Source organism: Blautia glucerasea (assembly GCF_020537505.1).
GTDB lineage: Bacteria > Bacillota > Clostridia > Lachnospirales > Lachnospiraceae > Blautia_A.
In genome coordinates this window covers 155,371-180,476 of sequence record NZ_JAJBMO010000005.1, presented here as the reverse complement: position 1 = coordinate 180,476, position 25,106 = coordinate 155,371, and the positions used below count along the sequence as shown (strand labels likewise).

The 25,106-nt window shown below is 40.8% G+C and carries 36 protein-coding genes and 2 pseudogenes; 27 read left to right on the top strand and 11 right to left on the bottom strand.

Translation table 11 applies throughout. The features are described 5' to 3' along the window. Positions 1–53: 53 nt before the first annotated feature. From LIQ05_RS06510 to LIQ05_RS06475, 8 genes are all read left to right on the top strand, one after another. Positions 54–287 (top strand): complexin-2, encoded by a 234-nt coding sequence (locus LIQ05_RS06510; protein WP_226819547.1) that lies wholly within the window; start codon positions 54–56, stop codon positions 285–287. A gap of 74 nt (positions 288–361) precedes the next feature. Next, complete coding sequence (locus tag LIQ05_RS06505) at positions 362–601, top strand: hypothetical protein (RefSeq protein ID WP_226819545.1); 240 nt, start codon at positions 362–364, stop codon at positions 599–601. A gap of 223 nt (positions 602–824) precedes the next feature. Further along, positions 825–2,117, top strand: coding sequence for a plasmid recombination protein (locus LIQ05_RS06500; RefSeq protein WP_226819580.1), 1,293 nt, complete (start codon positions 825–827; stop codon positions 2,115–2,117). A gap of 211 nt (positions 2,118–2,328) precedes the next feature. Continuing rightward, positions 2,329–2,745: a YjdF family protein gene (locus LIQ05_RS06495; protein ID WP_226819543.1), complete on the top strand. Its 417-nt coding sequence runs from the start codon at positions 2,329–2,331 to the stop codon at positions 2,743–2,745. A 50-nt stretch (positions 2,746–2,795) separates the two neighbouring features. Next, positions 2,796–3,131 carry a hypothetical protein gene (locus LIQ05_RS06490; protein ID WP_226819541.1) on the top strand — a complete coding sequence of 112 codons (336 nt, stop codon included), beginning with the start codon at positions 2,796–2,798 and terminating at the stop codon, positions 3,129–3,131. Between the two features lie 225 nt (positions 3,132–3,356). After that, a complete protein-coding gene (locus LIQ05_RS06485; protein ID WP_226819539.1) occupies positions 3,357–3,758 on the top strand; it encodes a DUF6941 family protein in 402 nt (133 codons plus the stop codon). Then, on the top strand, positions 3,758–4,297 hold the full coding sequence (locus LIQ05_RS06480; protein ID WP_226819537.1) for a Panacea domain-containing protein: 540 nt from the start codon (positions 3,758–3,760) through the stop codon (positions 4,295–4,297). Before LIQ05_RS06485 ends, LIQ05_RS06480 begins: the two co-directional genes overlap by 1 nt. Continuing rightward, on the top strand, positions 4,298–4,870 hold the full coding sequence (locus LIQ05_RS06475; RefSeq protein ID WP_226819535.1) for a hypothetical protein: 573 nt from the start codon (positions 4,298–4,300) through the stop codon (positions 4,868–4,870). A gap of 353 nt (positions 4,871–5,223) precedes the next feature. Here the strand turns inward: LIQ05_RS06475 and LIQ05_RS06470 are convergent, their stop codons facing one another. Then, on the bottom strand, positions 5,224–5,673 hold the full coding sequence (locus LIQ05_RS06470; RefSeq protein ID WP_226819533.1) for a helix-turn-helix domain-containing protein: 450 nt from the start codon (positions 5,671–5,673) through the stop codon (positions 5,224–5,226). A 180-nt stretch (positions 5,674–5,853) separates the two neighbouring features. Between LIQ05_RS06470 and LIQ05_RS06465 the strand changes: the two genes are divergently transcribed. The 5 genes from LIQ05_RS06465 to LIQ05_RS06445 all read left to right on the top strand — a co-directional run bounded on the left by LIQ05_RS06465 (position 5,854) and on the right by LIQ05_RS06445 (position 8,983). Continuing rightward, entirely contained in the window at positions 5,854–6,048 is a 195-nt protein-coding gene (locus LIQ05_RS06465) for a DNA-binding protein (RefSeq protein WP_132094110.1), read from the top strand. A 2-nt stretch (positions 6,049–6,050) separates the two neighbouring features. After that, a complete protein-coding gene (locus LIQ05_RS06460; RefSeq protein WP_226819531.1) occupies positions 6,051–7,154 on the top strand; it encodes a site-specific integrase in 1,104 nt (367 codons plus the stop codon). Positions 7,155–7,167: 13 nt separating this feature from the next. Beyond that, positions 7,168–7,491, top strand: coding sequence for a plasmid mobilization protein (locus tag LIQ05_RS06455; RefSeq protein WP_226819529.1), 324 nt, complete (start codon positions 7,168–7,170; stop codon positions 7,489–7,491). A 124-nt stretch (positions 7,492–7,615) separates the two neighbouring features. Continuing rightward, complete coding sequence (locus tag LIQ05_RS06450) at positions 7,616–8,683, top strand: AAA family ATPase (protein WP_226819527.1); 1,068 nt, start codon at positions 7,616–7,618, stop codon at positions 8,681–8,683. Between the two features lie 66 nt (positions 8,684–8,749). Further along, positions 8,750–8,983: a complexin-2 gene (locus tag LIQ05_RS06445; RefSeq protein WP_226819525.1), complete on the top strand. Its 234-nt coding sequence runs from the start codon at positions 8,750–8,752 to the stop codon at positions 8,981–8,983. A 263-nt stretch (positions 8,984–9,246) separates the two neighbouring features. Here the strand turns inward: LIQ05_RS06445 and LIQ05_RS06440 are convergent, their stop codons facing one another. Next, on the bottom strand, positions 9,247–10,545 hold the full coding sequence (locus LIQ05_RS06440; RefSeq protein ID WP_226819523.1) for an IS4 family transposase: 1,299 nt from the start codon (positions 10,543–10,545) through the stop codon (positions 9,247–9,249). A gap of 188 nt (positions 10,546–10,733) precedes the next feature. Here LIQ05_RS06440 and LIQ05_RS06435 point away from each other — a divergent pair, with 188 nt between their 5' ends. The 14 genes and pseudogenes from LIQ05_RS06435 to LIQ05_RS06370 all read left to right on the top strand — a co-directional run bounded on the left by LIQ05_RS06435 (position 10,734) and on the right by LIQ05_RS06370 (position 18,884). Beyond that, complete coding sequence (locus LIQ05_RS06435; protein WP_226819520.1) at positions 10,734–10,955, top strand: DUF5348 domain-containing protein; 222 nt, start codon at positions 10,734–10,736, stop codon at positions 10,953–10,955. A 194-nt stretch (positions 10,956–11,149) separates the two neighbouring features. Further along, positions 11,150–12,463, top strand: coding sequence for a plasmid recombination protein (locus LIQ05_RS06430; protein WP_226819579.1), 1,314 nt, complete (start codon positions 11,150–11,152; stop codon positions 12,461–12,463). A gap of 14 nt (positions 12,464–12,477) precedes the next feature. Continuing rightward, positions 12,478–12,855, top strand: a complete 378-nt coding sequence (locus LIQ05_RS06425) for a TnpV protein (RefSeq protein WP_226819518.1) — start codon at positions 12,478–12,480, stop codon at positions 12,853–12,855. A gap of 162 nt (positions 12,856–13,017) precedes the next feature. Further along, the gene (locus LIQ05_RS06420; RefSeq protein WP_226819516.1) at positions 13,018–13,230 is read left to right on the top strand and encodes a helix-turn-helix transcriptional regulator; all 213 of its coding nucleotides are present in this window, start codon (positions 13,018–13,020) and stop codon (positions 13,228–13,230) included. Beyond that, positions 13,217–13,645: a hypothetical protein gene (locus LIQ05_RS06415; protein ID WP_226819514.1), complete on the top strand. Its 429-nt coding sequence runs from the start codon at positions 13,217–13,219 to the stop codon at positions 13,643–13,645. The genes LIQ05_RS06420 and LIQ05_RS06415 overlap by 14 nt, the downstream gene beginning before the upstream one ends. Before the next feature lie 216 nt (positions 13,646–13,861). Beyond that, entirely contained in the window at positions 13,862–14,110 is a 249-nt protein-coding gene (locus tag LIQ05_RS06410; RefSeq protein ID WP_168933414.1) for a type II toxin-antitoxin system prevent-host-death family antitoxin, read from the top strand. Between the two features lie 3 nt (positions 14,111–14,113). Then, positions 14,114–14,413 (top strand): type II toxin-antitoxin system RelE/ParE family toxin, encoded by a 300-nt coding sequence (locus LIQ05_RS06405; protein ID WP_226819512.1) that lies wholly within the window; start codon positions 14,114–14,116, stop codon positions 14,411–14,413. Between the two features lie 155 nt (positions 14,414–14,568). Continuing rightward, positions 14,569–16,413 (top strand): hypothetical protein, encoded by a 1,845-nt coding sequence (locus LIQ05_RS06400; RefSeq protein ID WP_226819510.1) that lies wholly within the window; start codon positions 14,569–14,571, stop codon positions 16,411–16,413. Between the two features lie 598 nt (positions 16,414–17,011). Continuing rightward, the gene (locus tag LIQ05_RS06395; RefSeq protein WP_008705329.1) at positions 17,012–17,239 is read left to right on the top strand and encodes a hypothetical protein; all 228 of its coding nucleotides are present in this window, start codon (positions 17,012–17,014) and stop codon (positions 17,237–17,239) included. Then, a complete protein-coding gene (locus LIQ05_RS06390) occupies positions 17,232–17,450 on the top strand; it encodes a hypothetical protein (RefSeq protein ID WP_008705328.1) in 219 nt (72 codons plus the stop codon). The genes LIQ05_RS06395 and LIQ05_RS06390 overlap by 8 nt, the downstream gene beginning before the upstream one ends. Further along, the gene (locus LIQ05_RS06385; RefSeq protein WP_009244013.1) at positions 17,447–17,644 is read left to right on the top strand and encodes a helix-turn-helix domain-containing protein; all 198 of its coding nucleotides are present in this window, start codon (positions 17,447–17,449) and stop codon (positions 17,642–17,644) included. The genes LIQ05_RS06390 and LIQ05_RS06385 overlap by 4 nt, the downstream gene beginning before the upstream one ends. 2 nt (positions 17,645–17,646) lie before the next feature. Continuing rightward, positions 17,647–18,021: an Arm DNA-binding domain-containing protein gene (locus LIQ05_RS06380; RefSeq protein ID WP_226819509.1), complete on the top strand. Its 375-nt coding sequence runs from the start codon at positions 17,647–17,649 to the stop codon at positions 18,019–18,021. Beyond that, positions 18,011–18,581, top strand: a pseudogene (locus tag LIQ05_RS06375) (DNA recombinase); the annotation flags it as partial. The gene LIQ05_RS06380 and the pseudogene LIQ05_RS06375, both read left to right, overlap by 11 nt. Then, a complete protein-coding gene (locus tag LIQ05_RS06370; RefSeq protein ID WP_119245852.1) occupies positions 18,570–18,884 on the top strand; it encodes a cysteine-rich VLP protein in 315 nt (104 codons plus the stop codon). The pseudogene LIQ05_RS06375 and the gene LIQ05_RS06370, both read left to right, overlap by 12 nt. A 51-nt stretch (positions 18,885–18,935) precedes the next feature. On the opposite strand, the gene LIQ05_RS06365 is transcribed toward LIQ05_RS06370, so the two are convergent. The 9 genes and pseudogenes from LIQ05_RS06365 to LIQ05_RS06325 all read right to left on the bottom strand — a co-directional run. After that, complete coding sequence (locus LIQ05_RS06365; RefSeq protein WP_226819505.1) at positions 18,936–19,169, bottom strand: helix-turn-helix domain-containing protein; 234 nt, start codon at positions 19,167–19,169, stop codon at positions 18,936–18,938. Beyond that, positions 19,166–19,579, bottom strand: a complete 414-nt coding sequence (locus LIQ05_RS06360) for a sigma-70 family RNA polymerase sigma factor (RefSeq protein WP_226819503.1) — start codon at positions 19,577–19,579, stop codon at positions 19,166–19,168. Before LIQ05_RS06360 ends, LIQ05_RS06365 begins: the two co-directional genes overlap by 4 nt. 233 nt (positions 19,580–19,812) lie before the next feature. Continuing rightward, complete coding sequence (locus LIQ05_RS06355) at positions 19,813–21,177, bottom strand: sensor histidine kinase (RefSeq protein WP_226819501.1); 1,365 nt, start codon at positions 21,175–21,177, stop codon at positions 19,813–19,815. Then, a complete protein-coding gene (locus LIQ05_RS06350; RefSeq protein ID WP_008705326.1) occupies positions 21,168–21,830 on the bottom strand; it encodes a response regulator transcription factor in 663 nt (220 codons plus the stop codon). Before LIQ05_RS06350 ends, LIQ05_RS06355 begins: the two co-directional genes overlap by 10 nt. A gap of 38 nt (positions 21,831–21,868) precedes the next feature. Further along, complete coding sequence (locus LIQ05_RS06345; RefSeq protein WP_025580194.1) at positions 21,869–22,246, bottom strand: NisI/SpaI family lantibiotic immunity lipoprotein; 378 nt, start codon at positions 22,244–22,246, stop codon at positions 21,869–21,871. Further along, entirely contained in the window at positions 22,239–22,982 is a 744-nt protein-coding gene (locus tag LIQ05_RS06340; RefSeq protein ID WP_226819499.1) for a lantibiotic immunity ABC transporter MutG family permease subunit, read from the bottom strand. The genes LIQ05_RS06345 and LIQ05_RS06340 overlap by 8 nt, the downstream gene beginning before the upstream one ends. Positions 22,983–22,984: 2 nt before the next feature. Further along, positions 22,985–23,731 carry a lantibiotic immunity ABC transporter MutE/EpiE family permease subunit gene (locus tag LIQ05_RS06335; RefSeq protein WP_226819497.1) on the bottom strand — a complete coding sequence of 249 codons (747 nt, stop codon included), beginning with the start codon at positions 23,729–23,731 and terminating at the stop codon, positions 22,985–22,987. Then, complete coding sequence (locus LIQ05_RS06330; RefSeq protein WP_025580190.1) at positions 23,732–24,436, bottom strand: lantibiotic protection ABC transporter ATP-binding protein; 705 nt, start codon at positions 24,434–24,436, stop codon at positions 23,732–23,734. It abuts the gene before it with no gap. A 347-nt stretch (positions 24,437–24,783) separates the two neighbouring features. Continuing rightward, a pseudogene (locus tag LIQ05_RS06325) lies at positions 24,784–25,074 on the bottom strand (hypothetical protein); the annotation flags it as partial. Positions 25,075–25,106: the final 32 nt, after the last annotated feature.

Here is a 25,106-nt window from a genome sequence, read left to right as displayed (position 1 = left end):
GATTACCATTTCTCTAGGAATGGGTAATGTTGCCACCTTGAAAGGAGATTTGGATGAAACAGGTACAGATACCGCAGGAATTGTTTGTACAACTGATTCATTATCATCTGATGGAGGACAACAGCCATGAGGGTGAGATAAAGATAGGATTGGAGAAAAAACTGGATGCACTGGTGTTACGTGAGTTATATGGGAAGTCTAAGACTGCGCCAACAGAGGAAGAACGGGAGAAAGCTCGGCAGGAATATCTGGACAGGCGGGGGATACCGAACAGTTTCCGCTGGTAAAGTTTTCTTTGATGATATAAGACAGGAGCGTGGCACGCTCCTGTGATAGCGGACAAGGCGGAAGGAGGGATTTTATGATTATCCAGCCGGAACGTGGAGCACGGAATGTCAATGAAAAATTTTATGAGATGGAGACGAGACAGATTGCTATGCTCAATGAAATTTTTGGAGAGATTGAACTGACAAAAGGAGAAATGCGGACGTTGGTATGGCTTTCAGGATGGGAGGAAAGCACAGTGGCAAATGTGGTATCCGCAATACGAAAAGCGATAGCAGCGGGAGCAGGGCGGCAGGAACAGCCGCTCCGTCCATAGGACGGAAAAGGTCTACGCTCCGCTTCGGTCGGTGCAGAACAGACGTCCCCCGGACGTCTTGCCCCCCCGGAGGGCGCAAAGGCAGCCTTTGATGGACGGAACGGCTGTCAAAAGTGCTTTTGCGTTACTTTCGGCGAAAGTAACAAAGCCTATGCGCCGTATCCGGCGCTGATTACACCCGAACAGGGAGAGAGGAGAGTTATTGAAGAGAACGATCAGTTTTATGACAGGGAAAGGTTCTGTCAACCATAACAGCAGAAAATTCCATGCGAAGAATACAGATCCAGAGAGAAGTTATCTGAATGTGGAATACTGCAATGAAAATATCAAAGACGTTTATCATGAATTATTTGATGAAGCTTTAGCCCGTTATAATGAAAAACAGACGAGGAACGACCGCCGGATTGATGACTATTATGAAAAAATCCGCGCTGGGAAACAGGAGAAGCCATTTCATGAGATCATTCTGCAGATTGGCGATAGGGATACAATGGGAGCGGAAACAGAAGAAGGACGGCTGGCGGCAAAGATACTGGGTGAATATATGCAGGATTTCCAGAGAAAAAATCCTACATTAAGGGTGTTCTCGGCTCATCTCCATATGGACGAGGCAACGCCCCATCTGCATATAGATTTTGTGCCATATACAACTGGAAGTAAACGTGGGCTGGATACGAGAGTATCTTTGAAACAGGCATTGTCAGCCCTTGGTTTTAAAGGTGGAACAAGACGTGAGACAGAATTAAATCAGTGGGTGGTGGCTGAAAAGCAGCAGCTTGCCTCAATTATGCTGGAGCATGGGATTGAGTGGGCGCAGAAAGGCACACATGAAAAGCATCTGTCTCTATTGGATTTTGAAAAACAAGAACGGGCAAAAGAAGTGTCTGCGCTTGAGAAACAAAAAGCTGAGTTAGAAGAGCACAATGTTATCATGCAGGAAGTCAATGCAAAATATCTTGATCAGTTGGAGAACGTTGAGAAAGATATCTTTTCAGCACAGGAGAGCCGTGAAAAAGCCGATAAGCAGGCAGAACAGGCAAAGAAAATGGCGGCACAATATGAGAAAAAGCTGACGGAGATCGCCCCTATGGTAAAAGAGATGGAGCGGTTTGCAGAGAAATATACTGCTGATCCGGAAGAGGTATTGCCGGAGGCGGGAACGCTGGAAACGGGGAAATCCTATAGAGAGAAAAAGGCAAAGCCGCTGATTAAGAAGATTGTGACAGTACTGCGGTCGATATACCGGGCTTACCTCGATCTTGCCAGAAGATTTAGTGATATGCAGAGGTCATACGAGAGGGCATGGAGTAAGGTTAATTCTCTTACAGATCGTGTAGAGGAACTTTGGAATGAGAATAGGGCACTGAAGGAAAGACTGGGAGATTTTAACCGGGTAGAACGGGTGTTAGGACGAGATACCGTTAAATCGATTGTTCAAAAGGAGAAAAGCCTGGAAGAAGTACAGAGAATGCAAAAGCAGAGGCAGAAAAGGAAGATAGACAGAGGGGAGAGATGAAGAAACATTTAGAGTACTTTCGTGGTTTGATTCTTGTGGATAATAAGTTGATTATGTGGTAAAATCAAAGGGCAAAGATAAAAACGCAATGTAAGAGATAATCTCTTATAGAGTCGGTAGGTAGCCCGGCCGCACCATCTGGTGTAAGTAACCCTCCCTCCTTAGGGTCGTCCGTTCTTTGTTCATCACAATCATTTAAGGAGGAATTGTCATGGACAAAGTATCAGGCAGATTGACAGTATTTTTTGAAGACTCATTTTGGGTAGGTGTTTTTGAATGTATATCGGATGGAAAACTCTCTGTATGCAAGATTACGTTTGGGGCGGAACCAAAAGACTATGAGGTATATGATTTTGTCTTGAAAAAATACTATCAGCTAAGATTTAGTCCGGCTGTGGCAACTGATGTAAAGGAGACTGGGCGTAATCCAAAACGGATACAGCGAGAAGTTCGAAAACAGGTACAGAATACTGGAATAGGTACAAAATCGCAGCAGGCTTTGAAATTGCAACAGGAGCAGTTGAAAACTGAGCGCAAGACTGTGAGCCGGGAACAACGAGAGGCAGAGAAACAGCGGCAGTTTGAACTGAAACAGCAGAAAAGGAAAGAGAAGCATAGGGGCAGGTAATATCTGTTCCTATGTTTCTAAAAAATATTTGTGATACGAGGTGATTTTGCATGGAAAATTATTTACCGTACATAGTTTCAGTAGTTTGTGCTTTGATTTCTGGATTTACAAGCTATGCAGTTGCGAGAAGACAGAGTAAAGAAGATATTAGGAAACTCGAAAAAACTTATGAGTTAGATTTGGAAAATGAAAAAGAAAAGCATAAACTGGAAATTGATAAATTAGAGTTGGAGCATAAACATCAACTGGAATTACAACAAAAACAATTTGAAAATCAATTGGGCAGTGATATGATGAATACACTCATTTCAGAGGCAATGAAGATGCCAGAGGTTAAAAAACAAATTTCTCAAGGTATGAATATTACGGGTAATAAGAAACGTTAGTTTTTAGTGTAAAAGACAAATATATAGTTGAAGATTTTCATAAAAATTTAATTGAAAGTTATGTGTCAGAATGGCCTAATAACTTGCGACGTCATACGTTTTTAATTATAATATTTTACCATATAAACTTACTAAATTTGTTTTAAAACGGAACTAAAGGTTATAGTAACATTGTTACTATGCCATGTTAAAGCAGAGTTCATATTTAGGAATGGAGGAAAAATTATGGCAAATGTATCGGATGTGATTTTTTGTCTTAGAGCAACGAATATTGAAGGCCAAGGAGCCTGTGCTACGACAATATTAACTGCATTAACTCCTGAATATATACCAGGACTGTTTACATTTTCTGTTATCATTACTTTGTTGGATATTGATTCTTCTTCGGGGCATCAATTGATGGTAGATTTTGTAAGCCCTGCAGATGAAAATGTAGTACATGTAGAAAGTCCACTTCCAGCGATGAATGAAGAAAGTAATTTGCCGCAAAAATATAAAGGTATAAATATCGCTATGGATTGGAATAATGTTAATTTAAAAGTTTCTGGTGAATATACTATAAAAATAACTGTAGATGGCGATTTGTTAAAAGAAAAAAGCATTTATGTAAAGGGGAAAAATGAATAATGAAACCTAAAATTTCTTTTTCGTTTACTGCAAATAATAATAACATTCAAGTAGAGACAGAAAAGAAAAACAATGTAATGGAATACGACTTTACTACTATGAACAAGTCTGGGGATATTTTTGCATTGGCAAAAGCATTTTTGTCAATTTCTAAAATGACAAATAAAAAATTACAAAAACTTTGTTATTATGCAAAAGCATGGTATTTAGCACTTTATGATTGTAATTTGATTTCGGAGCAGTTTCAAGCATGGGTCCATGGAGCAGTTCAACCTGCGTTATATCAAAAATACAAACAATATGGATATAGCGATATTCCTAAATTTACTAATATTCAAGAAATTCCTGAGGAATTTCTTTCATTTGCAAAGGAAATATATGCTTCTTATGGTCATTTAACAGGAGATGATCTTGAAAGGATTAATCATCAAGAGACTCCATGGATAGAGGCAAGGGGAGATTGTAAACCATGGGAAAATTGCAGTAATGAGATATCTGAAGAAAGCATGAAAGCGTTTTACAGAAAGATGATGGTATAAATGAAGAAAATACCGCAGGCAAAAGCAAAAAAAGAGACGAGAATTACGCCAAACAATATCGCAATAGAGAATAAGCAAGAAAAAGTCTTGTTTTCGTTCGAAGCTGTTGAAAAAAATGAATATTTTAATTTGGATGGTACATGTCAAAATTGGGCTGCGGATTTATTTGATACAATGCAAAAGGTATCAGGAATAGAGCTAAAGGATATATATGCTGGGAAATATTCTGGAAAAACATCTCCATTTCGGATTCATCGACATGAAGATGCGAAGCCCCCATGCAAGCTTCCGCCTAATATCTTGTTAGAAGATATGTGGCAGATAAGAATATCCATAAGTAAAGGAGGAATTCATGGGATTTTTTCCGATAATATCTTCTATGTAATCTGGTTTGATCCACAGCATAATTTGTATCCTGATAAAAATCATGGTGGGTTAAAGAAGGTAATTCCTCCATCAACATGCTGCAAAGATCGTGATATAGAACTCGAACAGCTAAAAGAAAAAATAGATAGATTGCAACAAGACTGTGAGTTTTGGGAAGCGTATGCTCAAAAAAAGGAAGAAACTTAATAATTTTGATGATATTTTGGCTCTTTTTTGGCTCTAAAAATTTGGATTGACACAAATACAAGAAGAAATTTTGAGAAATGAGAATAATAAAATCAATAAAAATCATAGAAAAGCAGCCAGTGCAAATTATCCGCCGAGGAGTTTGAATAATGAAAAAAATCTGCGAACCCGCATAAACAGGGCGTTTGAGGGGTATCAAGGTTCTATTTGATAACAAAATGATAACACTGGCAACCATGCATTTATTCTTGCGTGAGCCGAAGGTTATCAGGTAAATATTATTTTGACCAACATAAAAAGGTCTTACCGAATTGAGTGAAATCAGTTTGGTGAGACCTTTTTTTGCTGGTTTTTTATTTTTTCACGTTGGGATAGTTATACCGCCATTGGTCGTATTCTTCTTTCGTGATCTCCCCGGATTCCAGTTTTGCAGATTGTTCCTGCCATTCGTGGAACATATCAAACATAGAAAGGTAGGTGGTACCCTTGGTTTTATCAAGCCGCAGGCAGAGTTCCCCATCAATCTCGCCGATATGCAGACCGTAGAGGTCTTCTAGTGCAAACAGCGTGTGCATGAGTCCTACATAGCTGTCAATATCCGGGACAGCCAGTGCATGGGGAGATACCTCGAAAATATCAGCCAGTGCATTGAGATATTTTTCTTTCGGGCTGCGTGCCCCTTTTTCGTACTGTGCAATACGGACATCTGCCTGCATATCGCTGAAGCCAAGCTGCTGTCCAAGATACTTCTGCGTGAACCCATGCAGAAGTCTGAAATGATGGATTCTTTCACCAATCGCCATAACTATCGCTCCTATCTGTTGTTGATAGAAAAAGTATAGCATAAAAGTATAGTGCCGACAAGGAGAACTGATACAAAAAAGTATAGAATTTTTATTTACGGATGCTTGACCAATACAAAAAAGTATAGTAACATATAACCAATACAGAAATGTATAGTAAAAACAAAGGAGGATTTATCAATGGAAAAAATGTTTATGAGAGTGGATGAAGTGATGGAGGCATTGGAAGTTTCCGAATCCTATGCGTACAAGCTGATTAAAAGGCTGAACAGGGAGCTGGAAGCGATGGGATGCCAGACCATCCCCGGTCGAGTTGACCGCAAGTATTTTTACCAGCAGTTCTATGGAACAAAATCATATGATGGGAGGGGCTAAGAATGGCAGTTTACAAGAATGAAAGCAATAACACATGGTACGTTATGACAAGGTATCAGGACTGGACAGGAGAGCGCAAGCAGAAATGCAAGCGTGGATTTAAAACGAAGCGGGAGGCAATGGAATGGGAGAATCAGTTCCAACTCCAGAAAAGAGCAAGTGTCAATATGACGATGGAAAACTTCTGCAAATTATATGAGGAGGATGTAAAGCCAGGTATGAAGAGAAGTACCTGGCTGACAAAAGAAACGATCATTCGGAGTAAGATTATTCCTTATTTAGGACAGAGAAAAGTGTCAGAGATTACTGCAAAAGATGTGATTGATTGGCAGAACACCATTCGGAAACTGAAAAATAAGGCAGGAAAACCGATTTCACCAACGTATTTGAAGACTATTCACGGTCAGCTGAGCGCTATTTTCAACCATGCAATGAAATTCTATGATCTGGCAGCTAATCCGGCGCATAAAGCAGGAACAATGGGCGCAGAGGAAAGTAAGGAAATGGAATTCTGGACGAAAGAAGAGTATCTAGAATTTTCCGAGGCAATGATGGACAAACCGCTTTCCTATTATGCATTTGAACTGCTCTACTGGTGCGGAGTCCGTGAAGGCGAACTTCTCGCCCTTTCTCCTTCGGACTTCAATTTTGAGAAGAGAGCCCTGCGGATTAATAAGTCTTATCAACGCCTGGAGGGGGAGGATGTGATCTCTACCCCAAAGACCAAGAACAGCAACCGGATTGTAAAGATGCCCCAGTTTTTATGTGACGAGATGCAGGACTTTTTCAAACAGTATTACAGCCTGCAACCGGATGACCGAATTTTCCCGGTTACGAAATATTATCTTTCCCACGAGATGGATCGTGGCTGTAAGGAAAGTGGGGTAAAAAGAATCCGGGTACATGATCTCCGTCACAGCCATGTTTCCCTGCTGATTAATATGGGATTTACAGCTCTTGCAATCGGGAAACGTGTAGGGCATTCTGCGGAAAAGATCACTTACCGGTATGCACATTTATTCCCATCCGTGCAGACAGAGATGGTAGACCGATTGGATCAGGAACGGATGGATGTAATGTTTGAGACTGAAGAATTTACGAAGTAGAGGAGGAAAACAGATGTCAGCAAAAAACAGGGACAGTCAGGGACGTTGGAGGAACAAGACTGTAGCTTTCCGGGTATCACCGGAAGAGGATGAATTGATTGAAACGCTGGTCAGATTATCCGGACTTACGAAGCAGGAATATATTGTCCGGCGCCTGCAGGAAAAAGAAATTGTCGTAGTAGGGAATCCAAGAGTGTATAAAGCACTGAAAATGGAACTGGCAAAAGTTCTGGAGGAGTTTCAGCGCATCAAAGGAGGTGAGGAAGTACCAAAAGATTTATTGGATGTGATTAAACAAATTACGGTAACGATGAAGGGAATGAAAGATGGACAGTAAAAAGCCTTTAAGTGTCGGCAAACACCTAAAGGCAGGGATTTGGTAGAATACTCAAACCAAAACTTTCTATGGGTATTCTATCAAAATCTCCTGTTCCTTTCAACGGGAAAATAAGGAGGAACGGATGGAAACAAACAGATTAGTGACACAGAAAACAGAAACAAAAAGGATGGAGCCGGATCTAAAGTTGATAAATATGGAAACGGTAGAGGTGGAACAGATTGAATGGCTGTTTTATCCGTTTATCCCTTTTGGAAAAGTAACGATTATTCAAGGAGATCCCGGTGAAGGCAAGACCACGATGGTGCTTCAGATCATTGCAAAATTGACCAGAGGAGAAAAGATTCTGCCGGAGCAGGAACAGGAAACCGAGGAAAATAGTGGAGCAGAAATGGTTGTTGATTCTGATTTAAAATTATCGGAAAGTCCGATGGAGCCTGTGAATGTTATTTACCAGACTGCAGAGGATGGATTGGGAGATACGATTAAGCCGAGGCTTCTGGCAGCTGGTGCAGAATGTTCCAGAGTGATGGTCATTGATGACCGGGAGCAGCCACTTACTATGCTGGATATCCGACTGGAGGAAGCTATTATGCAGACAAAAGCCCGTCTGGTGGTTTTAGACCCGATACAGGGGTTTCTTGGTGCAGAGGTAGATATGCACCGAGCAAATGAAATCCGCCCGTTAATGAAACGTGTGGCGGTGCTTGCAGAGAAATATCACTGTGCAATCATTCTGATTGGGCACATGAACAAAAACAGCAACGGAAAGTCTTCCTACCGTGGTTTAGGTTCTATAGATTTTCAGGCGGCAGCCAGAAGCGTGCTAATCGTGGGGCGAATTAAGGATGAACCGGAAATCCGTGTGGTATGTCACGTGAAAAGCTCCCTTGCACCGGAAGGAAAGTCCATAGCATTCCGTCTGGATAAGGAGACGGGTTTTGAATGGATCGGGGAATATGACATCAGCGCAGATGATCTGCTCAGTGGTGACAGCAGAGGGAAAAAAAGCCGGAAAGCGAAAGAGTTCTTGCTGGAGATACTGGCTAACGGTGGTATGGCTCAGAGAAAGATTGAAGAAGAAGCTGAAAAGCGTGGGATTAAGAAGAAAACACTGCGAAATGCAAAACTGGAACTGGAGATTGATTCTGTAAAACGTGGCAATCAATGGTTCTGGATGTTGTCAGAATAAAAGGAAGATGGCAAGATGACTATTTCTTAAGAACAGGGCATCTTGCCACCTTGAAAGGAGCAAGTAATGAAGAATGTACAGATTCCACAGGAATTATTTATGAAACTGCTTCGCTACCATCTGTTGGATGATGATAGCTGCGCTGAGAAAATAAAAAAAGGTTTGGAGCAGAAAATGAATGCTATGGTGGATCGGGAATTATATACGAGATCCAAAACTGCCCCGACAGAGGAGGAACGGGAAAAAGCCCGGCAGGAATATCTGGACAGGCGTGGAATACCGGAGGATTTCCGTTGGTAGTTCTTTTCTGACTACGATAGGACAGGGGCGTGACACGCTCCTGTATCGTTGGCGGACAAGGAAAAGCAGCAGATGTAAGGATGGAAGTTTTTGGCATTGCGGAAAGGGAGCCCTGTTTCAGGTAATGGCATTAACTTAAGAAAATTTCGATTATTGTAATAAGTGTTCAGATTAGCTTTCTTGAAAAATCACAAGATTTACGCATAACAAATAAACAAACTAAAAGTCTGCTTTTTGCCAGCTATATTCATTTGAATAATTTTTTATCCTATACGGTATGCGAAACTAACCCATCGTTTCTTTATTACTCGACGCTGATATTGTCGGTGTGGTCTTTGGGGCGATAGTTCTTTCTTAATCAGACCTTCAACATCTATCGTTACAAATGTCTGGCGTAGATAATGCCTGCATATTTGAATTGCCATTGTGTAGTTTAATTGGTATGTGTACTTACGGTTTCTTTCTTCCAGTATGACATTTGCTGAAATAATTTCACAAAAATTATACAGGATCAATTTTGCGTAAATTTCCTGACAGATATATTCCGCATTTTTAGAGTGAAGATTTGTCAGGCCAATCGTATATTTCAGCTCACGGAAAGAAGTTTCGATTCCCCACCGCATATGATAAAGTTCTTTGATCTTTTCAAGTGGAAATTCGTCTCTATCCAGGTTGCTGGCTATACATTCATAAACTCCATTTTCCAGCTGAAACTGTGTGAGTCTGAGATGAAGTGTATAAAACAAATTCTCAGAATCAAGAAAGTCAAATGGCGATGAATTTGAGAGATATTTATAACCTTTCGTTTTATAAAACTTTTGTTTACGGGTCATAATCAGTTCGATTTCTTCGTCAAATTCACAGGATACCGGCAAGGAAAGGCTTCCAGAAATGCTGCCTTTTTTCGAGGTATCTTTAATCCGGATTAGATAAAAGAGACCACGTTCCTGAATATTTGCAAAAATGTTATAAGTTTCGTATCCACGATCTGCCATAATGATAGTCTTCTGATTTGCGGTCAGCTTTTTAATCATTTCAATCATGGCAGAAGATTCATTTTCTTCATAAGGCTCCTGAATCAGAGCATCGACATATCGCCTGCTTTGGAGGTCATACAAGGCATTAAGATGCAGTTGATTAAAACCAAAAGTTCCTTCTTTACCAGCAAAATACGTGTGTGGATTTAGTGGATCACGAAATATATTTAAGTCAGAACCATCACAGGCAAGTAACTGATAGCCTTGGTATTTTTTGTTACATAATATCTGCTCATGAAATTTATGAAATAAATATTCCATGGTATCTGGTTTCAATTTGTTCCTTTGTTTTATGAAACCAGAACGGGTTATTTGATTCAGATCATAATTAAAATATTTGTGTAATTCTGAGTTAAGTGAACCACCTTCCATAGTAAGTAGAAAGTTTATTGTCGAGGTAAAGTTCATCTTTCGATTTCTGGTAAAATCATGCCCAGGATTTTTGACGTAATCTTCTATCTGACTGGACATGCTGGAAATGGCAGCGTTGAGTTTGTTGCGGACATAATCAGCGTAAAAGTTCATTAGCAATTCCTCCTAAAATGTATTCATTCAAGGAGGCTTCGCCACATTTTTTCTGACATTTGTCAAGACCTTTTTCTGTTTTATTTTATAAATTTTCTTAAGTTAATGACATTACTGTTTCAGGGCATCCTTCGCGAGTGATTTTGAGTTTAATCCGATTGGGAAGGAGACTGGAAATAAGACTGGAAATGAGAGAAGGTAGACTTGGTTACAACAGCAACAACGGAAGATACGGTATCTTGTTATCGGACTTATGGATTGATACCGGATTGCACTGTGGGGAATGCCTGCAGATTTTGATGGATGGCAAATGGGTAGAGACCCGGATGGAAATGGATGCTGCCCGGAACTGGTATCTGGTGGGGACACCTTACCGTGGTGATTTGGAACATATCCGGGTAAGGATATAACCGGGCACACCCATACCGACCGAAGGGAGGAAAAGCTCCCGGCAGGGCGCAAGGGTACTTTTGATGGACGGTACGGCTGTCGAAAGTGCTTTTGCGTTACTTTTGACAAAAGTAACAAAACCGCCGTATCCGGCGCAGATTTCTTTTTGCTGTATCCGGCATTTTTATCAGCGAGGGAGGTGAAAATAGTGGAAATGAAAAGGACGATCAGCGGTATGATTGTAAAAGGTTCTATCGCCCACAATGAGAGAAAGTTTATTGCAGAAAACGTAGATGCTGCCCGTACAATCCGAAACGTGGTATTGCAGTCAGAGAATGTGAAGGACGTTTACCACGAATTGTTTGATGAAGCAATTGGACGGTACAACGCAAAACAGAAACGAAAAGACCGGAAGATTGAAGATTATTATGAGCACATCCGAACTGGGAAACAGGAGAAAGTTTTCCACGAAGCAGTCTTCCAAATTGGGAATAAAGACGATACCGGATGTTTAAGCCGTGAAGGACAGATTGCCAGACTGGCATTACTGGATTTTGCAAAAGATTTTCAGAAACGAAATCCACAGTTCCGGGTATTTGGTATATATCTGCATATGGATGAGGCAACACCACATCTTCATATTGATTTTGTGCCGTATGTAACTGGAAGTAAACGTGGACCGGATACCAGAGTATCCATGAAGCAGGCGCTGGCATCCAGAGGCTTTGTCGGAAAGGGTAGGGAAAATACTGAATATAATCAGTGGATGGAATCGGAGAAGCAAGAGCTGGCGAAGATCGCAGAAAGATATGGGATGATCTGGGAGCAAAAAGGTACACACCGGGAGCATCTGGATGTCTTAAATTTCAAAAAGGAACAGCGTGCACAGGAAGTGGCAGTTCTGGAAGAGAAGAAAGCACAGTTGCAGAAGGAAACGGCTGCTTACCATGAACTGGCAGATAATCTCCATGAGGAATTACAGCAGACTGGGGATGAGCTGCAGAAAAAGAAAGCAGAGCGTGCCCAGGCAGAAAAGGAAGCAGAACAGGCGAAAGCAACTGCTGATAAATATGAGAAAGGTCTGAACAAGGCTAAAACTATTGCAAAAGATATCCAAAGATATGCCGGTGAATTCTCAAAACCAGTTGATGAGGTACTTCCAGAAGCTGGGATGCTGGAAAGTGTCAAGAGTTACCGGGATAAAAAAGCATTTCCGGTAATCAGTGAACTTAAAGAGCTGCTATATGGTTTGTACCTGAAATATATTCAAGTAAAAGAGCAGTTGGATCAGGTCGTTTATAAGTATGATAGACTGAAAAATTCCAATCACACATTAGCGGAGCAGAAACAGGAATTGATAAGTGAAAATGCAGTTCTTCGGGAAGAAAAGGAAGATTTTCGGAGGCTCAAGAGGGCAGTTGGAGAGGAACGTTCCGAATATCTCATTCAGAACGAAAAAAGCAGAGAGATAGCTGAGAAAAACAGAAGAAAAGTAAATAAGCGGTCGCATGATCGGGACACAAGATAAGGAGGATTAACGCTATGGAAAAACATATTTATGATGATAAGAATGGTCTGGGCTATACACTGTATGGGGATTATTATCTGCCGGATCTGGAGTTGATGGAGGATGAAGAAGCATGTTACGGAAAGTATGGAATGCTTCGGAAAACTTATCTGATGGAGCATAGAAAACCGTACTATCAGATGTTGATGTTGCAAGGGAAGCTTAATAAACATCTGAACAGGGTAGATCGGGAAGCACATGAGCGGATGGAGATACTGGTAATGCAAATGGCAGAAAAGCAGGGAGTTACGGAACCGTTGAAGGCAGAACAGCCGAAGCTTTGGATACGGAAGATGAATGGAATAAGGACTGCAGCAGAGGAAATGGTGCTTACAGAGATTATATATGGGTAAGAAGTGAAAAAGAAAGAGTATCATTGTCTTTATCATTAGCAGATGAGGAGTTCTTTTTATTTCCTTTATGGAAAGTTGACTTGACATTTCGGGGTAATCATGTATAATTAAGATATGGAAAGTTAACTTTCCGTGAATGGAAAGGGGATGAGAAAAGAATCAATGAAAAACAGATTAGAAGAATTAAGAAAGGAAAGAGGAATTAAGCAAGAAGAATTAGCGTCTGCCATGGAAGTTTCAAGACAGACTATTGGCTCCTTGGAGAATGGAAGATACAATCCGTCCATTTTGTTAGCCTTTAAACTTGCCAGGTATTTTGGTATGAATATTGAAGAAATATTTATTTATGAGGAGGAGAAACATGAAGAAAAGTGATAAAATCATGTTAGCAATTTATATTGTTATTGGTATAGCTTTAGTAATTATTGGAGTTACTATTCAAGTAGATTATTATTCCTCAATGATTTTTGCCATGGGATTCGCATTGATTTTTAGCAGCATTATGCAGTTCGTGAGATATTATCACCATACAAGACCAGAAAATGTAGAAGCATATCGTAAAAAAGTACGCCAACAGGAAATTAATTTAAAGGATGAAAGAAAGGTACAGCTTCGTAATCGTGCGGGATATATATCATGGGCAGTTACTATGGTGGCGTGTTTTATTGCTTCGTTTATTGCTGCACTATTTCGTGCAGGCACTTTGATCGTATGTATTCTTGCCGGTGTTGCAGTTGCAGAGTATATATTAGCTACGATTATATATCGTTATTTGTGTAAAAAGATGTAAATAACAATGTTTTATCTAGATAAATATAATCAAGAATGAATCTTTGATGTTTTGATTGATTATAATTGGTGAATTCCTTGTCGGAATAATATTGATAATTGGTTGTTGCAATTTGGAAAACAAGAAAGCTGTAAAATTTTAAGTTGAATTTTACAGCTTTTTCACATATAATAAATATAGAAAAAAACAGTGCATCAAGAAAGGAGACCGGTCTATATGGCGAATATTTTACCAGTATCTGATTTGAGAAATTATAATGAAGTTTTAAAAAATTGCCGGACTGGAGAGCCGGTGTTTTTGACGAAAAATGGCAGAGGGCGTTTTGTAGTGCTTGATATAGAAGATTATGAGCGTGATCGTGCAGAGAAAAAGCTATTAATGAAGCTACAGGAGGCAGAGGAGGCAGTCAAAGATGGCGAAGGCTGGCTTAGCTTGGACGAACTAAAAGCCCTTGTGGGGGAATAAACTATGCTGAAATTACGAATTAACCCATTGGTTGCAGCGGATTTAAAAGAAATTCGTGATTATATTGCTGAGGATAATGCAGAATATGCTGCAAAGACGATCAAAGAAATTTACGATAAATTTGAAAATATTCAAATGTTTCCGGGGATAGGTGCAGATCTCTCAAAAAGAGTTAGTTTCCGAACAGATTACAAGTATGCGGTTTGGGAGAATTATGTGATCATTTATAAAGTTGGAGAAGAGTATGTGGAAATTTACCGGGTAGTAAACCGGTATCGGGATATTACGAGAATTTTCACATAAACATTTTGAGAAAAAACTTTGGGCACGGTATGGGTATATTAGTGGATATGGTTGTTTGAAAATAAAAAAGTCATAGACTGTATATGATGTATATAAATACAGAAAATATACAATATGGAAAAGTTTATATTTAGATGCTAAAGGGGAGAGTATGAATGTTAAGTAGACCATCTAATAATTTTAAAATAAATGATACTACTAAAAATCTTTTTTTGTTTTTTCAATGTGTAAACGAAATGACATTTGATTATTCGCCGGATACATATAAAGCACCAACATTAAATACTAGATTAATTTGCCGAGAGGCTTATAATACATATAAATTTTTAAAAGAATCAAATGCACTGGACAAGTATTATACAAAATATTTAATCCCTATATTGGAAGAATTAGAATTCAGTTTGTCTAACGATAAAGTTGCAAAAGAAATATTGGGAGAAAGATACGGGAAAATATATTCGTTGTTAGAAACACTGAAAACGGATAAAGCATTATTTGAAAGCACTATTCGAAATTTACAGAATTATTTAGGGGGAAGGAAATATTATAATAAATTGAAGGATAAAATTTGCGATTTGGTTTGTGCAGAAAAAGAACAAATCGAGTTGATTAAATTAATAGGTGACTGGATGTCAGAAATTATGGCATTGGGATATTCAAAGCAACACATATATAATGTTACCAGTGATTTTTTTAAAAAAAGGGAGATTACTACTTGTAATCAAATATATGATTATTTTGAACTGTTCTCATTTGAACGCAAAAAATGGGAATGCATAACAATTATTGATAAAAAAATAATGACATATATAAAAGGTCTAGAAAGAATAGTTGATTCAGGAAGAATTGAGTTGAGTAGAATGACAATAGATGAACTGAAGACAATAATTCAAAAAGAACAGTATCATTCCATGAGCTGGTTTTTAGATTATTATATGTCAATACAAGTGGTAGATAAAGTTGAGATTGTTAAATATACATGTATGGACTTAGATCCCTATAAAGCGGCAGAAAAGGTACAAAAATTTATGGGATTTTTTGTGGATATTATCACAAATGTAGATAATGAAGTGAAAAAAAATTATCCTTATAATGTATGTCTAAATTACTCTAAGACAAGAATAAAAGTACAATCTGCAATGCAAAGAAGAAATAGAAAGTATGAACAAAATTATTTGCCTAGTGTACTTAGAATGTTGCAGTCGTTAAGGATATCTCAGAAGATGTTTTCTGATTTTATGGGTGTTCTTTCATATCATGGTGATGCAATAAGTCAGGGTGTAAAAAATAAATATGTTATTACTATGCTTTGGACATCTTTGGAAATGCTGTTTAGTAATGGAAGTAGTGGTGGAAGTAAAGGTGAACATGTAAAGCGAGCTTTAATTGAGGTTATTCAGAGAACCTATATTATAAAAAGATTGAAATATTTACATAATGATGTAATAGCTAACGTTAAAGCATATAATAAACCATTAATTGAACAATATTCCTTGGATAACTTTGAGGTATTTGTTGATGTTCTTTTTGATGATCCAGATACAGATAGAGTGAAAGCGGTGGAAAAAACTCTGGAAAATAATCCTTTATTAAGAACGCGAATATTTGAATTAGTGGATAAAAACATAAAAAACGGGGAAAAAATTAGTGATCTTTTGGAAAGACATCAGAAAAAAATTGGTTGGCATATAGAAAGAATCTATCGTACAAGAAATTTTTTGGTCCATGCAGGACAAGAATTCTGGTATGAAGATACGATAGTAGAATGTCTTCATAATTATGTTGATTTTGTAATAAACTATATATTAGTAAAAACCGAAGCAGGTGAGTATGTCGAAAATATATCCGACATTATTTTGGAAGCTCAAAATGATAATGAGGTACATAAAAAGATACTTCATGATAATAGAGGAACTAATGTTAACAAGGATAATTACAAATTGTTGTTATTTGGACCTTCAGATAACGTTTTGAGATATTATCAAAATCATACAGTTTGATTTTGGGATATGAATTGATTTATATTAATAATGGATTTTAGGAGATACTCCATTTGCTCAGATTGATAACATTATCTTGATAATAAAGTGATAACACTATTCGGTACATCCTAAAGGACTCGGACAGTTGGACAAAAATAAAACAAAATAGAACCGAAACACCTATACAAAATTGTATAGAACTAATTTCAAATTTGCGAGTTTGAGTAGCGGACTAAATTGCGAAAAAGCCCATAAATAAAGGTTTTGCGGGCTGTCTGGATGTTCCGGTGGAGTGCAAATGGAGTTAAAAAATCTTTTTTTTCTTTGTTTTCTTTCCGGAGTTATCTGAGATTTTCGCAAAAGTAACTATGCTCAGAAAATATAATTAGTGTGAATATGAAGAACAGTTTGTTTTGATGGAAATATTTTCCGTCAGGGCAGACTGTTTTTTTATACCCTTTTTCAATGATATTAACTCCATGGTTCAGCGATAACACATATGGAAACTGTAAAATTAAAATAATTTGCTAAATTTCGGAAAATGATGTCCGATTTTACATCTGCCAGTACAGAGTATATGAAGAGATAAATATTCAAAATACAGGAGGTACTGATTATGCAGAACAAATTATTTTTAAAGGCAGCCGATATATGTGAACTTCTGGAGGTAAAACAGACATCGGCTTATGAGATCATTGGCAATCTGAATAAGGAGCTGGAAGAACAGGGATATTTGACGCTTAGAGGAAAAGTTCCGACAAAGTATTTTGTGAAGCGTTTCTACGGAGTAGAAGATACTTGTGAGATTCCACAGGAAGAGGGAAAGGAATGGTTTCATGCGTAAGAGAAAAATGTATTTATCAGTAGAAGACATTGCAGAACTCTTTGGATTATCAGTTTCGTTTGCTTACCGGGTGGTGGAAAGAATGAATGCCGATCTGGAAAGCAAGAACTATTATGTTATTCTCGGACGGGTGCCAACCCGCTATGTAGAGGACAAGATCTATGGTCTGGAACATGTTGAGCAATATTTGAAGGAGGATAAAGCGATATGAGTATAGTGCAGGAAAAAATGTATATGGATGTGGATGATGTGTGTGCAATTCTTGGTGTTTCTAAAGCGTATGCCTACAATTTGATGCGAGAGTACAACAAGGAGTTGAAAGCAAAAGGCTATATTGTAGTAGCTGGAAAAATCTCTACCAAATTTTTGGCAGAAAAGATTTACGGAATGAAGGTTGAGGATTAACAATGGGTGTTTACAAAGAAGGAAAGAACTGGAAAGTACAGGTCTATTATAAAGACTGGCAAGGTAACCAAAAGAGAAAACAAAAACGTGGATTCCGGACCAAAGGCGAGGCAAAAGAGTGGGAGCGAGACTTTCTTCAGCAACAGAGCCAGGGTGTAGATATCGAATTCGGGAACTTTCTGGAAATCTACTATAAGGATATGGATGTCAGACTTCGTGAACACACCATGTATACAAAGCGTTACATCATTGACTTGAAGATCAGACCATATTTTGAGAAAAAGATTCTTAGTGAGATTACGGTGGCAGATGTACGTGCATGGCAAAATGAGTTGTTAGAGCATTTTTGTTTTAGGAGGTACAGCCATGAGAAATGAAAAAATTACCCCACTGTACGAGCACCTGAGCCGGGACGATGAGTTACAGGGCGAGAGCAACTCCATATCCAACCAAAAACAGATGTTAGAGGATTTTGCCCGCCCCGGATTTTTGGCGATAATGGAGGAAGTGGAGGCAGGGCGTGTAGAGGCAATCGTCATCAACGACGGTGTGGACAGTCTGAAAGGCGATGACGATTTTACCCCGTTCCGCAACATTATGAATGAATTTTACGCCCGTGATACCAGCCGGAAAATCCGCTTTGTGTTTAAGTCAAAAGGCATGAGTGGCAAGCACCTGACCGGCACTGTGATTTACGGCTACTTATGGGCCTTACCAGATCGCCTGCAAATTATCCACAGACCGGATTGAAATTCCTGTCGTACACCTTGCCCGCTTCAACGAGGGTGTGAACCGTTCAAAGCCGGTCAAAGACCCCTATGGATGGGGATCATCTACCATCGTGAACATTTTAAAAAAACGAGAGTATTTAGGGCATACCATCAATTTCAAGACCCGCAAGCACTTTAAGGACAAGGCCCGGCGTCTGACGCATGAGTGCTGTAATTACTGTAACGGTAATTGCCTGTTACTGGACGATGGCGAGGAATGTGTTTGCGTACAAAGCATTTCCTATTCGCTGCTGTGCCGGTGGTTTCAGGCAGCCGTCCTCCCATTGGACGCTGCCCTGTACGCCGAAATCATCAAAGACCGGGATGAAGTGAAACGCTGCTGCGAGTGTGGGGCCACGTTCCAGCCGAAGTCTAACCGGGCCAAATACTGCGCGGCCTGCGCCAAACGGATGCGACGCCGTAAGGAGGCCGAGCGCCAGCGGAAAAGATACTGGCAGCACGAAGCATAAGAAAAGACGCCGGACACAGGCGGCCACATGGCCGCCGCGCCCGGCGCTTTGCTATCTGCTGTTACAGACAATCGCATAAATGAGTTTGTTTTCAAGGCGGTGCTTCATGTACTCGTCTACGCATACATGGAGCTGGCCGCAATCGTCATAGAGCGTCCGGGTACAGAGCTTGTTTATGTAACCGTTGTAATACTGCAAGATCTGTTCCACGGCCCCGGCGTCACCGGCGCGGGCCGCCTCGATCACTGCAAGGGGCAAAGGCTCCTTATATCTGGCCTGCTTCATTCTGCAATACCTCCCGTCAGTCTTGTTCTCATGGTTTCCAGCGTCTTAGTCCTGTGCCGCTGGACGGCGCTGCGGGACATTCCCACCACCGCGTCGATCTCGCCGTCCGTCAGTTCCAGGACACAATGCAGTATCAAGATGCTTTGTCCCGGCTGGGGCAAGCTGGCAAAGGCAGCGGCCACCAGCCCGTCGCTGATCTGAAGCTCACAGCCATAGGCCGGAAATATAAAACTGTCGCTGGGGTACTGATCTATCGTGCATAGCGTGTCCAGTTCCGAAAGCGGCAGTGTTTCAAAGGATGTTTCCCAGCCACGCTGACGCTTCCTTTCCCGGAAGTAGTCAACGGCTTCATGGTACAGTACCAGCTTGCAAAAATGGTCAAACTGGCAGCGCCTCCCGTGGGCCGCCATGCCTTTAACTGCTGGGAATGACAGAAAGAAAGCAGCGGCCTTGATTTCTCAAAACCGCCACCAGTGAATATAAATTAAGCGTGAAAATGGGTCTGCCCAGCAGCGGTTTTTTTCTTTTCTGCCGCTGGGCAGATGTTTTTTCTTTAGATACATGATAAGAGGAATTTTTGAAGATTCCATAAAGATTTGAAAAATGGACGGACATAAAAGACGTCCATTACACTATCGGAAAATCAGCAAGGAAGTTTCATAGTAACCTTTGCGCCGCCGGTTTCTTTTGAATTTTCTAAAATAAGCTGACCATTATGTTGTTCCATAATCGAATTTGTAATATATAGACCCATACCAAAGTGTAACTTTGAATTGCGGCTTTGATCGCCCATATAGAACCGTTCCTGTGCGTGGCATAATGCCTCTTTAGAAAACCCTGTTCCCTCGTCTGTGACTGAAATTTCCACGAAACCGTTGTTACTCTGAACATCCACATAAAGCGTTCCGCCTTGCGGGGAGTAGTCCAGCCCATTACTGATAACATTCATAATAGCACGTTCTATCAGCACCCTATCAAATTTCAGCATTTGAGGAAGTGAAACAGTATTCATTTGCAGCCGGATTTCTTTTGTCCGGCATAGTGATTCCATATAACCGAACAAGTGCTGCATGAACGCTGGCAAGTCTATACTTTCAATATGGAGCTGATAACCAACCGCCGCCCGTGATATATCAATCAGGGTTTGAATATATGACTGCATCTGGCCGGAGCTTTCCACGACGTAACCAGCGTATAATCGTTGCTCATCATCAAGATTTGTTTCTGTGAGTAAATCAGCATTTCCTTGAATAACCGTCAGAGGCGTTTTCAAATCATGGGCAAGCGCGGCGATTTGCGCTTTCTGTGTCTGTTCGGTTTTCCATTGCCGTTCTAACGAAATTTTCAGATTATCTTTCATATCTGAAAAAGATGCAAGGACATCTTCAAACTCTTTGATTTTGGCGTGTCCTACTTCAAAATCAAGGTTTTGCTTTGAAACCTCCGCAGTTGCTTCAAAAAGCGGGGTCAGTTGTGTACGCAGGTTCTTAGCAAATCTGGTGGTCAGTATGATAATGACCAGCAGCGAATTTACAGCCATCAGGATAAACGCAAGCGTGTCAGGAGATGGAAAATATTCCGGTAGCCATGACACTGTAAATTGAGAACCAATATAATACCTTAAAACGCAAAATTCGTTTTCCCGGACAACAAGTGCAAACTGCCTCCCCGTAGCATATTCAATATATTCTCCCTTTGCGTACAGCAGGGCAATTTCTTTTTCATCATCGTCCATATTGCTGTAAAGCTCATTAAAGTTCTTGTCCAGAATTAAGTAGCCGCATCCCTGTGGAATCACAACCTTTGTAATATCCGGGGCAATCGTCAGCGTTGGAATGATCTCTTTTACCTGCAATTCACTTAGATTTGCTCTTGTAGCTAATCCAGCATTTACAGCAAGTCCCTCCAAACCAGAAGGGACAATAATTGCCGCTACCAGCATGACAATGAGGGAGATAGCAAACTGGCGAAACAATATTTTCAATGTAGGTTTCTTTTTCACTCCCATTTATATCCTATCCCCCATACGGTGCTGACCGGACTTATTTTGAAATGCTCCAATTTCGCACGAATATTTTTTATATGCGTTGAGATCGTAGAGTTATCGCCTATTCCATCAAAACCGAAAACGGCTTCATAGATTTGTTCTTTTGTAAAAACCTGTCCCCGGTTTTTCGCAAGGTATTCACAGATTGAATACTCGCTTTTGGTAAGGGGAACCGGCTGTTCTGAAACATACAGTACCTTTGCGGAAAGGTCAAATCTTATATCAGGCTCAAATGAAAGTGTGCTGTGATGCTCCCTTTTTTCTCTGCGTAAATGTGCCGCGACACGGGCGCGAAGCTCCTGAATACGAAAAGGTTTCGTAATATAATCATCCGCACCGATGCCCAATCCAAACAATATATCTTCCTCTAATGTCTTTGCGGTCAGAAAGAGAATCGGGCAGTCTACCATATTCCTGATCTGTTTGCAAAACTCAAACCCGTCTGTGCCAGGCATCATCACATCCAAAAGAATGAGGTCATAGAAATGCAGCTTTTTGATGTCTACATCATCCGCATTTTGACAGACTGTTATCAAATATCCATCTTTCCCCAAACTGTTCTTAATCAATTCCAAGATAGAAACTTCATCGTCAACTACAAGTAAGTGGGTCAAAAAATCACCTCCCGCCCCATTATACCACATTGTCGAGGTTACTCATCATTATTTTTAATGTCAGCTTTCCGATATTCATTGTTGATATTTACAGCTACGGCATTGCTTATATCCACATCCACAATACTGTAAACGTAGCCGAAACTGAAATCTTCCCCCGCCACATTTTTGAAGCGTTTCGATACCTGCCCGATTTCTTCTTGCAGTTCTGACATTTCAAGACATTCATCCGTTATGGTATATGTCAGGCCGTTATATGAAATTTCATCATAGTTTGCGGCGTTCAGCTCATAATACGGCAGAGATTCATTTAACGCCTTATTTTTATCGGCGGTATCGCGGAGCGCACCGCAGGCCGATAAGCATATAAGACTTACAAGCACAATTACCACGGCAAACAGGCACTTTTTATTCACTGTTTTTACCTCCCTCCCAACCATGAAACCAAACCAAACTGGCAATCAGCAGACAAACAGTGCAGCATACAGAAATAATCATACCGCTGAAAAAATCGGTTTTTACCTGTGCATACAGTTGGGGGCTATCCCATGCAAGCACAGTGTAATCCATAGCACGAACGCCCCAGGCCCAGGGAATATATTTCCATGTAGCGTCACCAAGCCCTGTTATCATAAGGGCAGCTATTAAACTCCCTGCAATTCCCAATCCCATAGATGCACCTTTTCCGAAGCTCATTCCCACAAACAAATGAATCAGGTAAATGGGAAGCATGGTAATCAACAATAGAATCCCTGCTTTCAGGTAAAGGCTTGCCGGAGCATCCCTATATAGTGCAGCGAATGTTCCTAACGCTAAAAATGTTGCGCCAAAAGCACAGATCATCAGAAAACCAAGTTTACCAATATACGTTGCCATGCGAGATGGGATTGTTCCCAACAAAAGCTGATAATGCCCGGCCTGATTTTCGATCTGAACAACCAGGCCCACAATAATGCCGATCAGAAACGGGAACGCAACGGCCAGCACTTCCAGATAGGCACTGATTTTGGTTGCCAGTTCCCATCTGGATATATGATAGTAACCCGCAAAAATCACCGCACATATAATCGGAATCATGCTGTGCATATAGAGCAAAATGCTATGTTTACACTTCTGATATTCTGCTTTCCAGCAGCGAACCACAGATACCATAGTTACCCCACCTCCTTTTTCTCAAACCATCTTGCAGTTAAAAATGACAGCGCCGCAAACCAGGCCAGCGAAATGACCAATACAAGTATAATCATCCAAAATGCCATTGCCGTACTCTGATCTGCAACCGGCTCACCATTAGGCAAAATACCTAACACGGAAATCATAAGATGCGGCACCCAGCTATACGGGCAGATCATCCACAAAGAGGTTGTAGCCGTGAAAATCCCTAAAACGCTTCCAAGTCCGGCATTAAGAATAACCGTGACAAAGATACCAACTTTTTTTGATAACCATAAGCACAGCGGAACTTCCCATAGGCTTGCAATGACAATACAAGCTGTTCCGGCCGCAGCCTGGCAAATTCCGATTGTCAGGGGAATTTCGTTGATAACTAATATTGCAAAACCGCCCAACAGATTTAGCGCCAGGAAAATGAAATTCCCCACACAGGAGTAAATACCGGCCACTCCAATTTTTGCTTTCCAGACTTTGTTCTGCGAAACAGGCAATGAAGCAACGGCACGATATTTTAGTTTGCCATTATCCCGCTGTTCAATCAAGGCACAGGTGAGCGTAAGGAATCCAGGATAAAGCAGGTTATACCACCAATTATAAGAATTGAGCTGGAACCAAAGAGGGGCAAAAAAGTTCATAAGCGCAGTTACAAACGGGGCCAGAACGATCAGCGTTTTTGTGAAAGTTCTCTTATGCTTTAGGTTCTCTGCCTGAATATATGTCATCTCCATTTAATATCCCTCCTTACCATTTCTGCGAATAACATCCATAAAGAGTTGTTCCAAATCTTCACCGGCGCGAAGCTCTCCCTCATATCCAAGGACGCCGCCAGCAATGATACCCACATGATCTGCAATCTGCTGGACTTCTGACAGAATATGGCTGGACAAAATAACTGTAATCCCTTTGCAGGGAAAAGAGCGAATTAACTCTCGAAGTTCCTCAATCCCTAAAGGGTCAAGGCCGTTAGTCGGTTCATCCAGAATCAAAAGCTGGGGACTGTTCAGCAATGCAATAGCAATACCAAGCCGCTGCTTCATACCAAGAGAAAACTGCCCGGCCCGTTTCTTGCCGGTATTCGTGAGCTGGACAATTTGCAATACCTCGTTAATTCGTGCATCGTCCAGGCCGAGCAATGTAGTTCTGACTTTGAGATTTTCGTATGCAGTCAGATTTTCGTAAAGCGGGGGCATCTCAATCAAAGCACCGATATGCTCCAGATCATTCCGCTTCCACGGGTGGCCGTCAAACTCGATGCTTCCCGATGTGGGGCGCAAAATGCCGGTGAGCATTTTTAAGATCGTGGATTTGCCAGCCCCATTCGGCCCCAGCAGACCATAAACCGAGTTGCGCCGGATGTTCAGTGACACATTGTTTACCGCCATTTGCCCCTTGAAATTTTTGCAGAGGTCAGTCGTTTTCAAAATCATATCCATATAATCAAGTCCTTTCTTTGATTTTACGGATAGCATACCGGGCAATTTTGAAGATTTCATAAAGATTCCTGAAAACAGAATATGAACAATACACCGTAACCGTGGAGCATATCGCAACAAAGCACCAACCTACGCATTTAGGGCCTTAAAAAGCCCTATATTTCAAGGCTTTTCCCGCATAGTCGGCGGGGTATGTGAGTGTTTTATCCTATCCCCGCCATAGTGCCGCTCTAAATGCGTAGAATTTACCAGCAGAAAATCGCCGGTTTCTCTGGCTCCATACTCCCAGATATGGTATCATGGAAAAAATCAATCTGACGGGGGTATCAGGATGGACGGACAAGAAAAGCTGGCCGGGGCTTGCGAATACTCACATCACGGCGCTCATCTTTGTTAATCATGGCATATACCCCGTGTCGGTCTTTTATGCTGGTAAAGCACAGGGACTTATAGGGCAGCATGGCAAAGAGCCGGTCATTGTCCTTGGTGGAAGCCAGTGCGTCAAAGTGCGGTGAGATCTCCACCATAAAATGTGTCTTGTTGGGGCTGTTGGGCGCGGACAGATCTTTCAGCTTATCCACGATGCGCCGGGCCTCGGTTTCAATCCGGCTGTCATGCAAAGCCGTAACGTGGGCTTTGGCTGTCCGTTCTCGGATAGGTCAGCAGCTTC

Bases quoted from the DNA above. Each gene is read 5' to 3' on its own strand.
- LIQ05_RS06510 (WP_226819547.1), top strand. From the start codon at position 54: ATGAAACAGGTACAGATACCGCAGGAATTGTTTGTACAACTGATTCAT.
- LIQ05_RS06505 (WP_226819545.1), top strand. From the start codon at position 362: ATGATTATCCAGCCGGAACGTGGAGCACGGAATGTCAATGAAAAATTT.
- LIQ05_RS06500 (WP_226819580.1), top strand. From the start codon at position 825: ATGACAGGGAAAGGTTCTGTCAACCATAACAGCAGAAAATTCCATGCG.
- LIQ05_RS06495 (WP_226819543.1), top strand. From the start codon at position 2,329: ATGGACAAAGTATCAGGCAGATTGACAGTATTTTTTGAAGACTCATTT.
- LIQ05_RS06490 (WP_226819541.1), top strand. From the start codon at position 2,796: ATGGAAAATTATTTACCGTACATAGTTTCAGTAGTTTGTGCTTTGATT.
- LIQ05_RS06485 (WP_226819539.1), top strand. From the start codon at position 3,357: ATGGCAAATGTATCGGATGTGATTTTTTGTCTTAGAGCAACGAATATT.
- LIQ05_RS06480 (WP_226819537.1), top strand. From the start codon at position 3,758: ATGAAACCTAAAATTTCTTTTTCGTTTACTGCAAATAATAATAACATT.
- LIQ05_RS06475 (WP_226819535.1), top strand. From the start codon at position 4,298: ATGAAGAAAATACCGCAGGCAAAAGCAAAAAAAGAGACGAGAATTACG.
- LIQ05_RS06470 (WP_226819533.1), bottom strand. From the start codon at position 5,673: ATGGCGATTGGTGAAAGAATCCATCATTTCAGACTTCTGCATGGGTTC.
- LIQ05_RS06465 (WP_132094110.1), top strand. From the start codon at position 5,854: ATGGAAAAAATGTTTATGAGAGTGGATGAAGTGATGGAGGCATTGGAA.
- LIQ05_RS06460 (WP_226819531.1), top strand. From the start codon at position 6,051: ATGGCAGTTTACAAGAATGAAAGCAATAACACATGGTACGTTATGACA.
- LIQ05_RS06455 (WP_226819529.1), top strand. From the start codon at position 7,168: ATGTCAGCAAAAAACAGGGACAGTCAGGGACGTTGGAGGAACAAGACT.
- LIQ05_RS06450 (WP_226819527.1), top strand. From the start codon at position 7,616: ATGGAAACAAACAGATTAGTGACACAGAAAACAGAAACAAAAAGGATG.
- LIQ05_RS06445 (WP_226819525.1), top strand. From the start codon at position 8,750: ATGAAGAATGTACAGATTCCACAGGAATTATTTATGAAACTGCTTCGC.
- LIQ05_RS06440 (WP_226819523.1), bottom strand. From the start codon at position 10,545: ATGAACTTTTACGCTGATTATGTCCGCAACAAACTCAACGCTGCCATT.
- LIQ05_RS06435 (WP_226819520.1), top strand. From the start codon at position 10,734: ATGAGAGAAGGTAGACTTGGTTACAACAGCAACAACGGAAGATACGGT.
- LIQ05_RS06430 (WP_226819579.1), top strand. From the start codon at position 11,150: ATGAAAAGGACGATCAGCGGTATGATTGTAAAAGGTTCTATCGCCCAC.
- LIQ05_RS06425 (WP_226819518.1), top strand. From the start codon at position 12,478: ATGGAAAAACATATTTATGATGATAAGAATGGTCTGGGCTATACACTG.
- LIQ05_RS06420 (WP_226819516.1), top strand. From the start codon at position 13,018: ATGAAAAACAGATTAGAAGAATTAAGAAAGGAAAGAGGAATTAAGCAA.
- LIQ05_RS06415 (WP_226819514.1), top strand. From the start codon at position 13,217: ATGAAGAAAAGTGATAAAATCATGTTAGCAATTTATATTGTTATTGGT.
- LIQ05_RS06410 (WP_168933414.1), top strand. From the start codon at position 13,862: ATGGCGAATATTTTACCAGTATCTGATTTGAGAAATTATAATGAAGTT.
- LIQ05_RS06405 (WP_226819512.1), top strand. From the start codon at position 14,114: ATGCTGAAATTACGAATTAACCCATTGGTTGCAGCGGATTTAAAAGAA.
- LIQ05_RS06400 (WP_226819510.1), top strand. From the start codon at position 14,569: ATGTTAAGTAGACCATCTAATAATTTTAAAATAAATGATACTACTAAA.
- LIQ05_RS06395 (WP_008705329.1), top strand. From the start codon at position 17,012: ATGCAGAACAAATTATTTTTAAAGGCAGCCGATATATGTGAACTTCTG.
- LIQ05_RS06390 (WP_008705328.1), top strand. From the start codon at position 17,232: ATGCGTAAGAGAAAAATGTATTTATCAGTAGAAGACATTGCAGAACTC.
- LIQ05_RS06385 (WP_009244013.1), top strand. From the start codon at position 17,447: ATGAGTATAGTGCAGGAAAAAATGTATATGGATGTGGATGATGTGTGT.
- LIQ05_RS06380 (WP_226819509.1), top strand. From the start codon at position 17,647: ATGGGTGTTTACAAAGAAGGAAAGAACTGGAAAGTACAGGTCTATTAT.
- LIQ05_RS06365 (WP_226819505.1), bottom strand. From the start codon at position 19,169: ATGAAGCAGGCCAGATATAAGGAGCCTTTGCCCCTTGCAGTGATCGAG.
- LIQ05_RS06360 (WP_226819503.1), bottom strand. From the start codon at position 19,579: ATGGCGGCCCACGGGAGGCGCTGCCAGTTTGACCATTTTTGCAAGCTG.
- LIQ05_RS06355 (WP_226819501.1), bottom strand. From the start codon at position 21,177: ATGGGAGTGAAAAAGAAACCTACATTGAAAATATTGTTTCGCCAGTTT.
- LIQ05_RS06340 (WP_226819499.1), bottom strand. From the start codon at position 22,982: ATGGTATCTGTGGTTCGCTGCTGGAAAGCAGAATATCAGAAGTGTAAA.
- LIQ05_RS06335 (WP_226819497.1), bottom strand. From the start codon at position 23,731: ATGGAGATGACATATATTCAGGCAGAGAACCTAAAGCATAAGAGAACT.
- LIQ05_RS06330 (WP_025580190.1), bottom strand. From the start codon at position 24,436: ATGGATATGATTTTGAAAACGACTGACCTCTGCAAAAATTTCAAGGGG.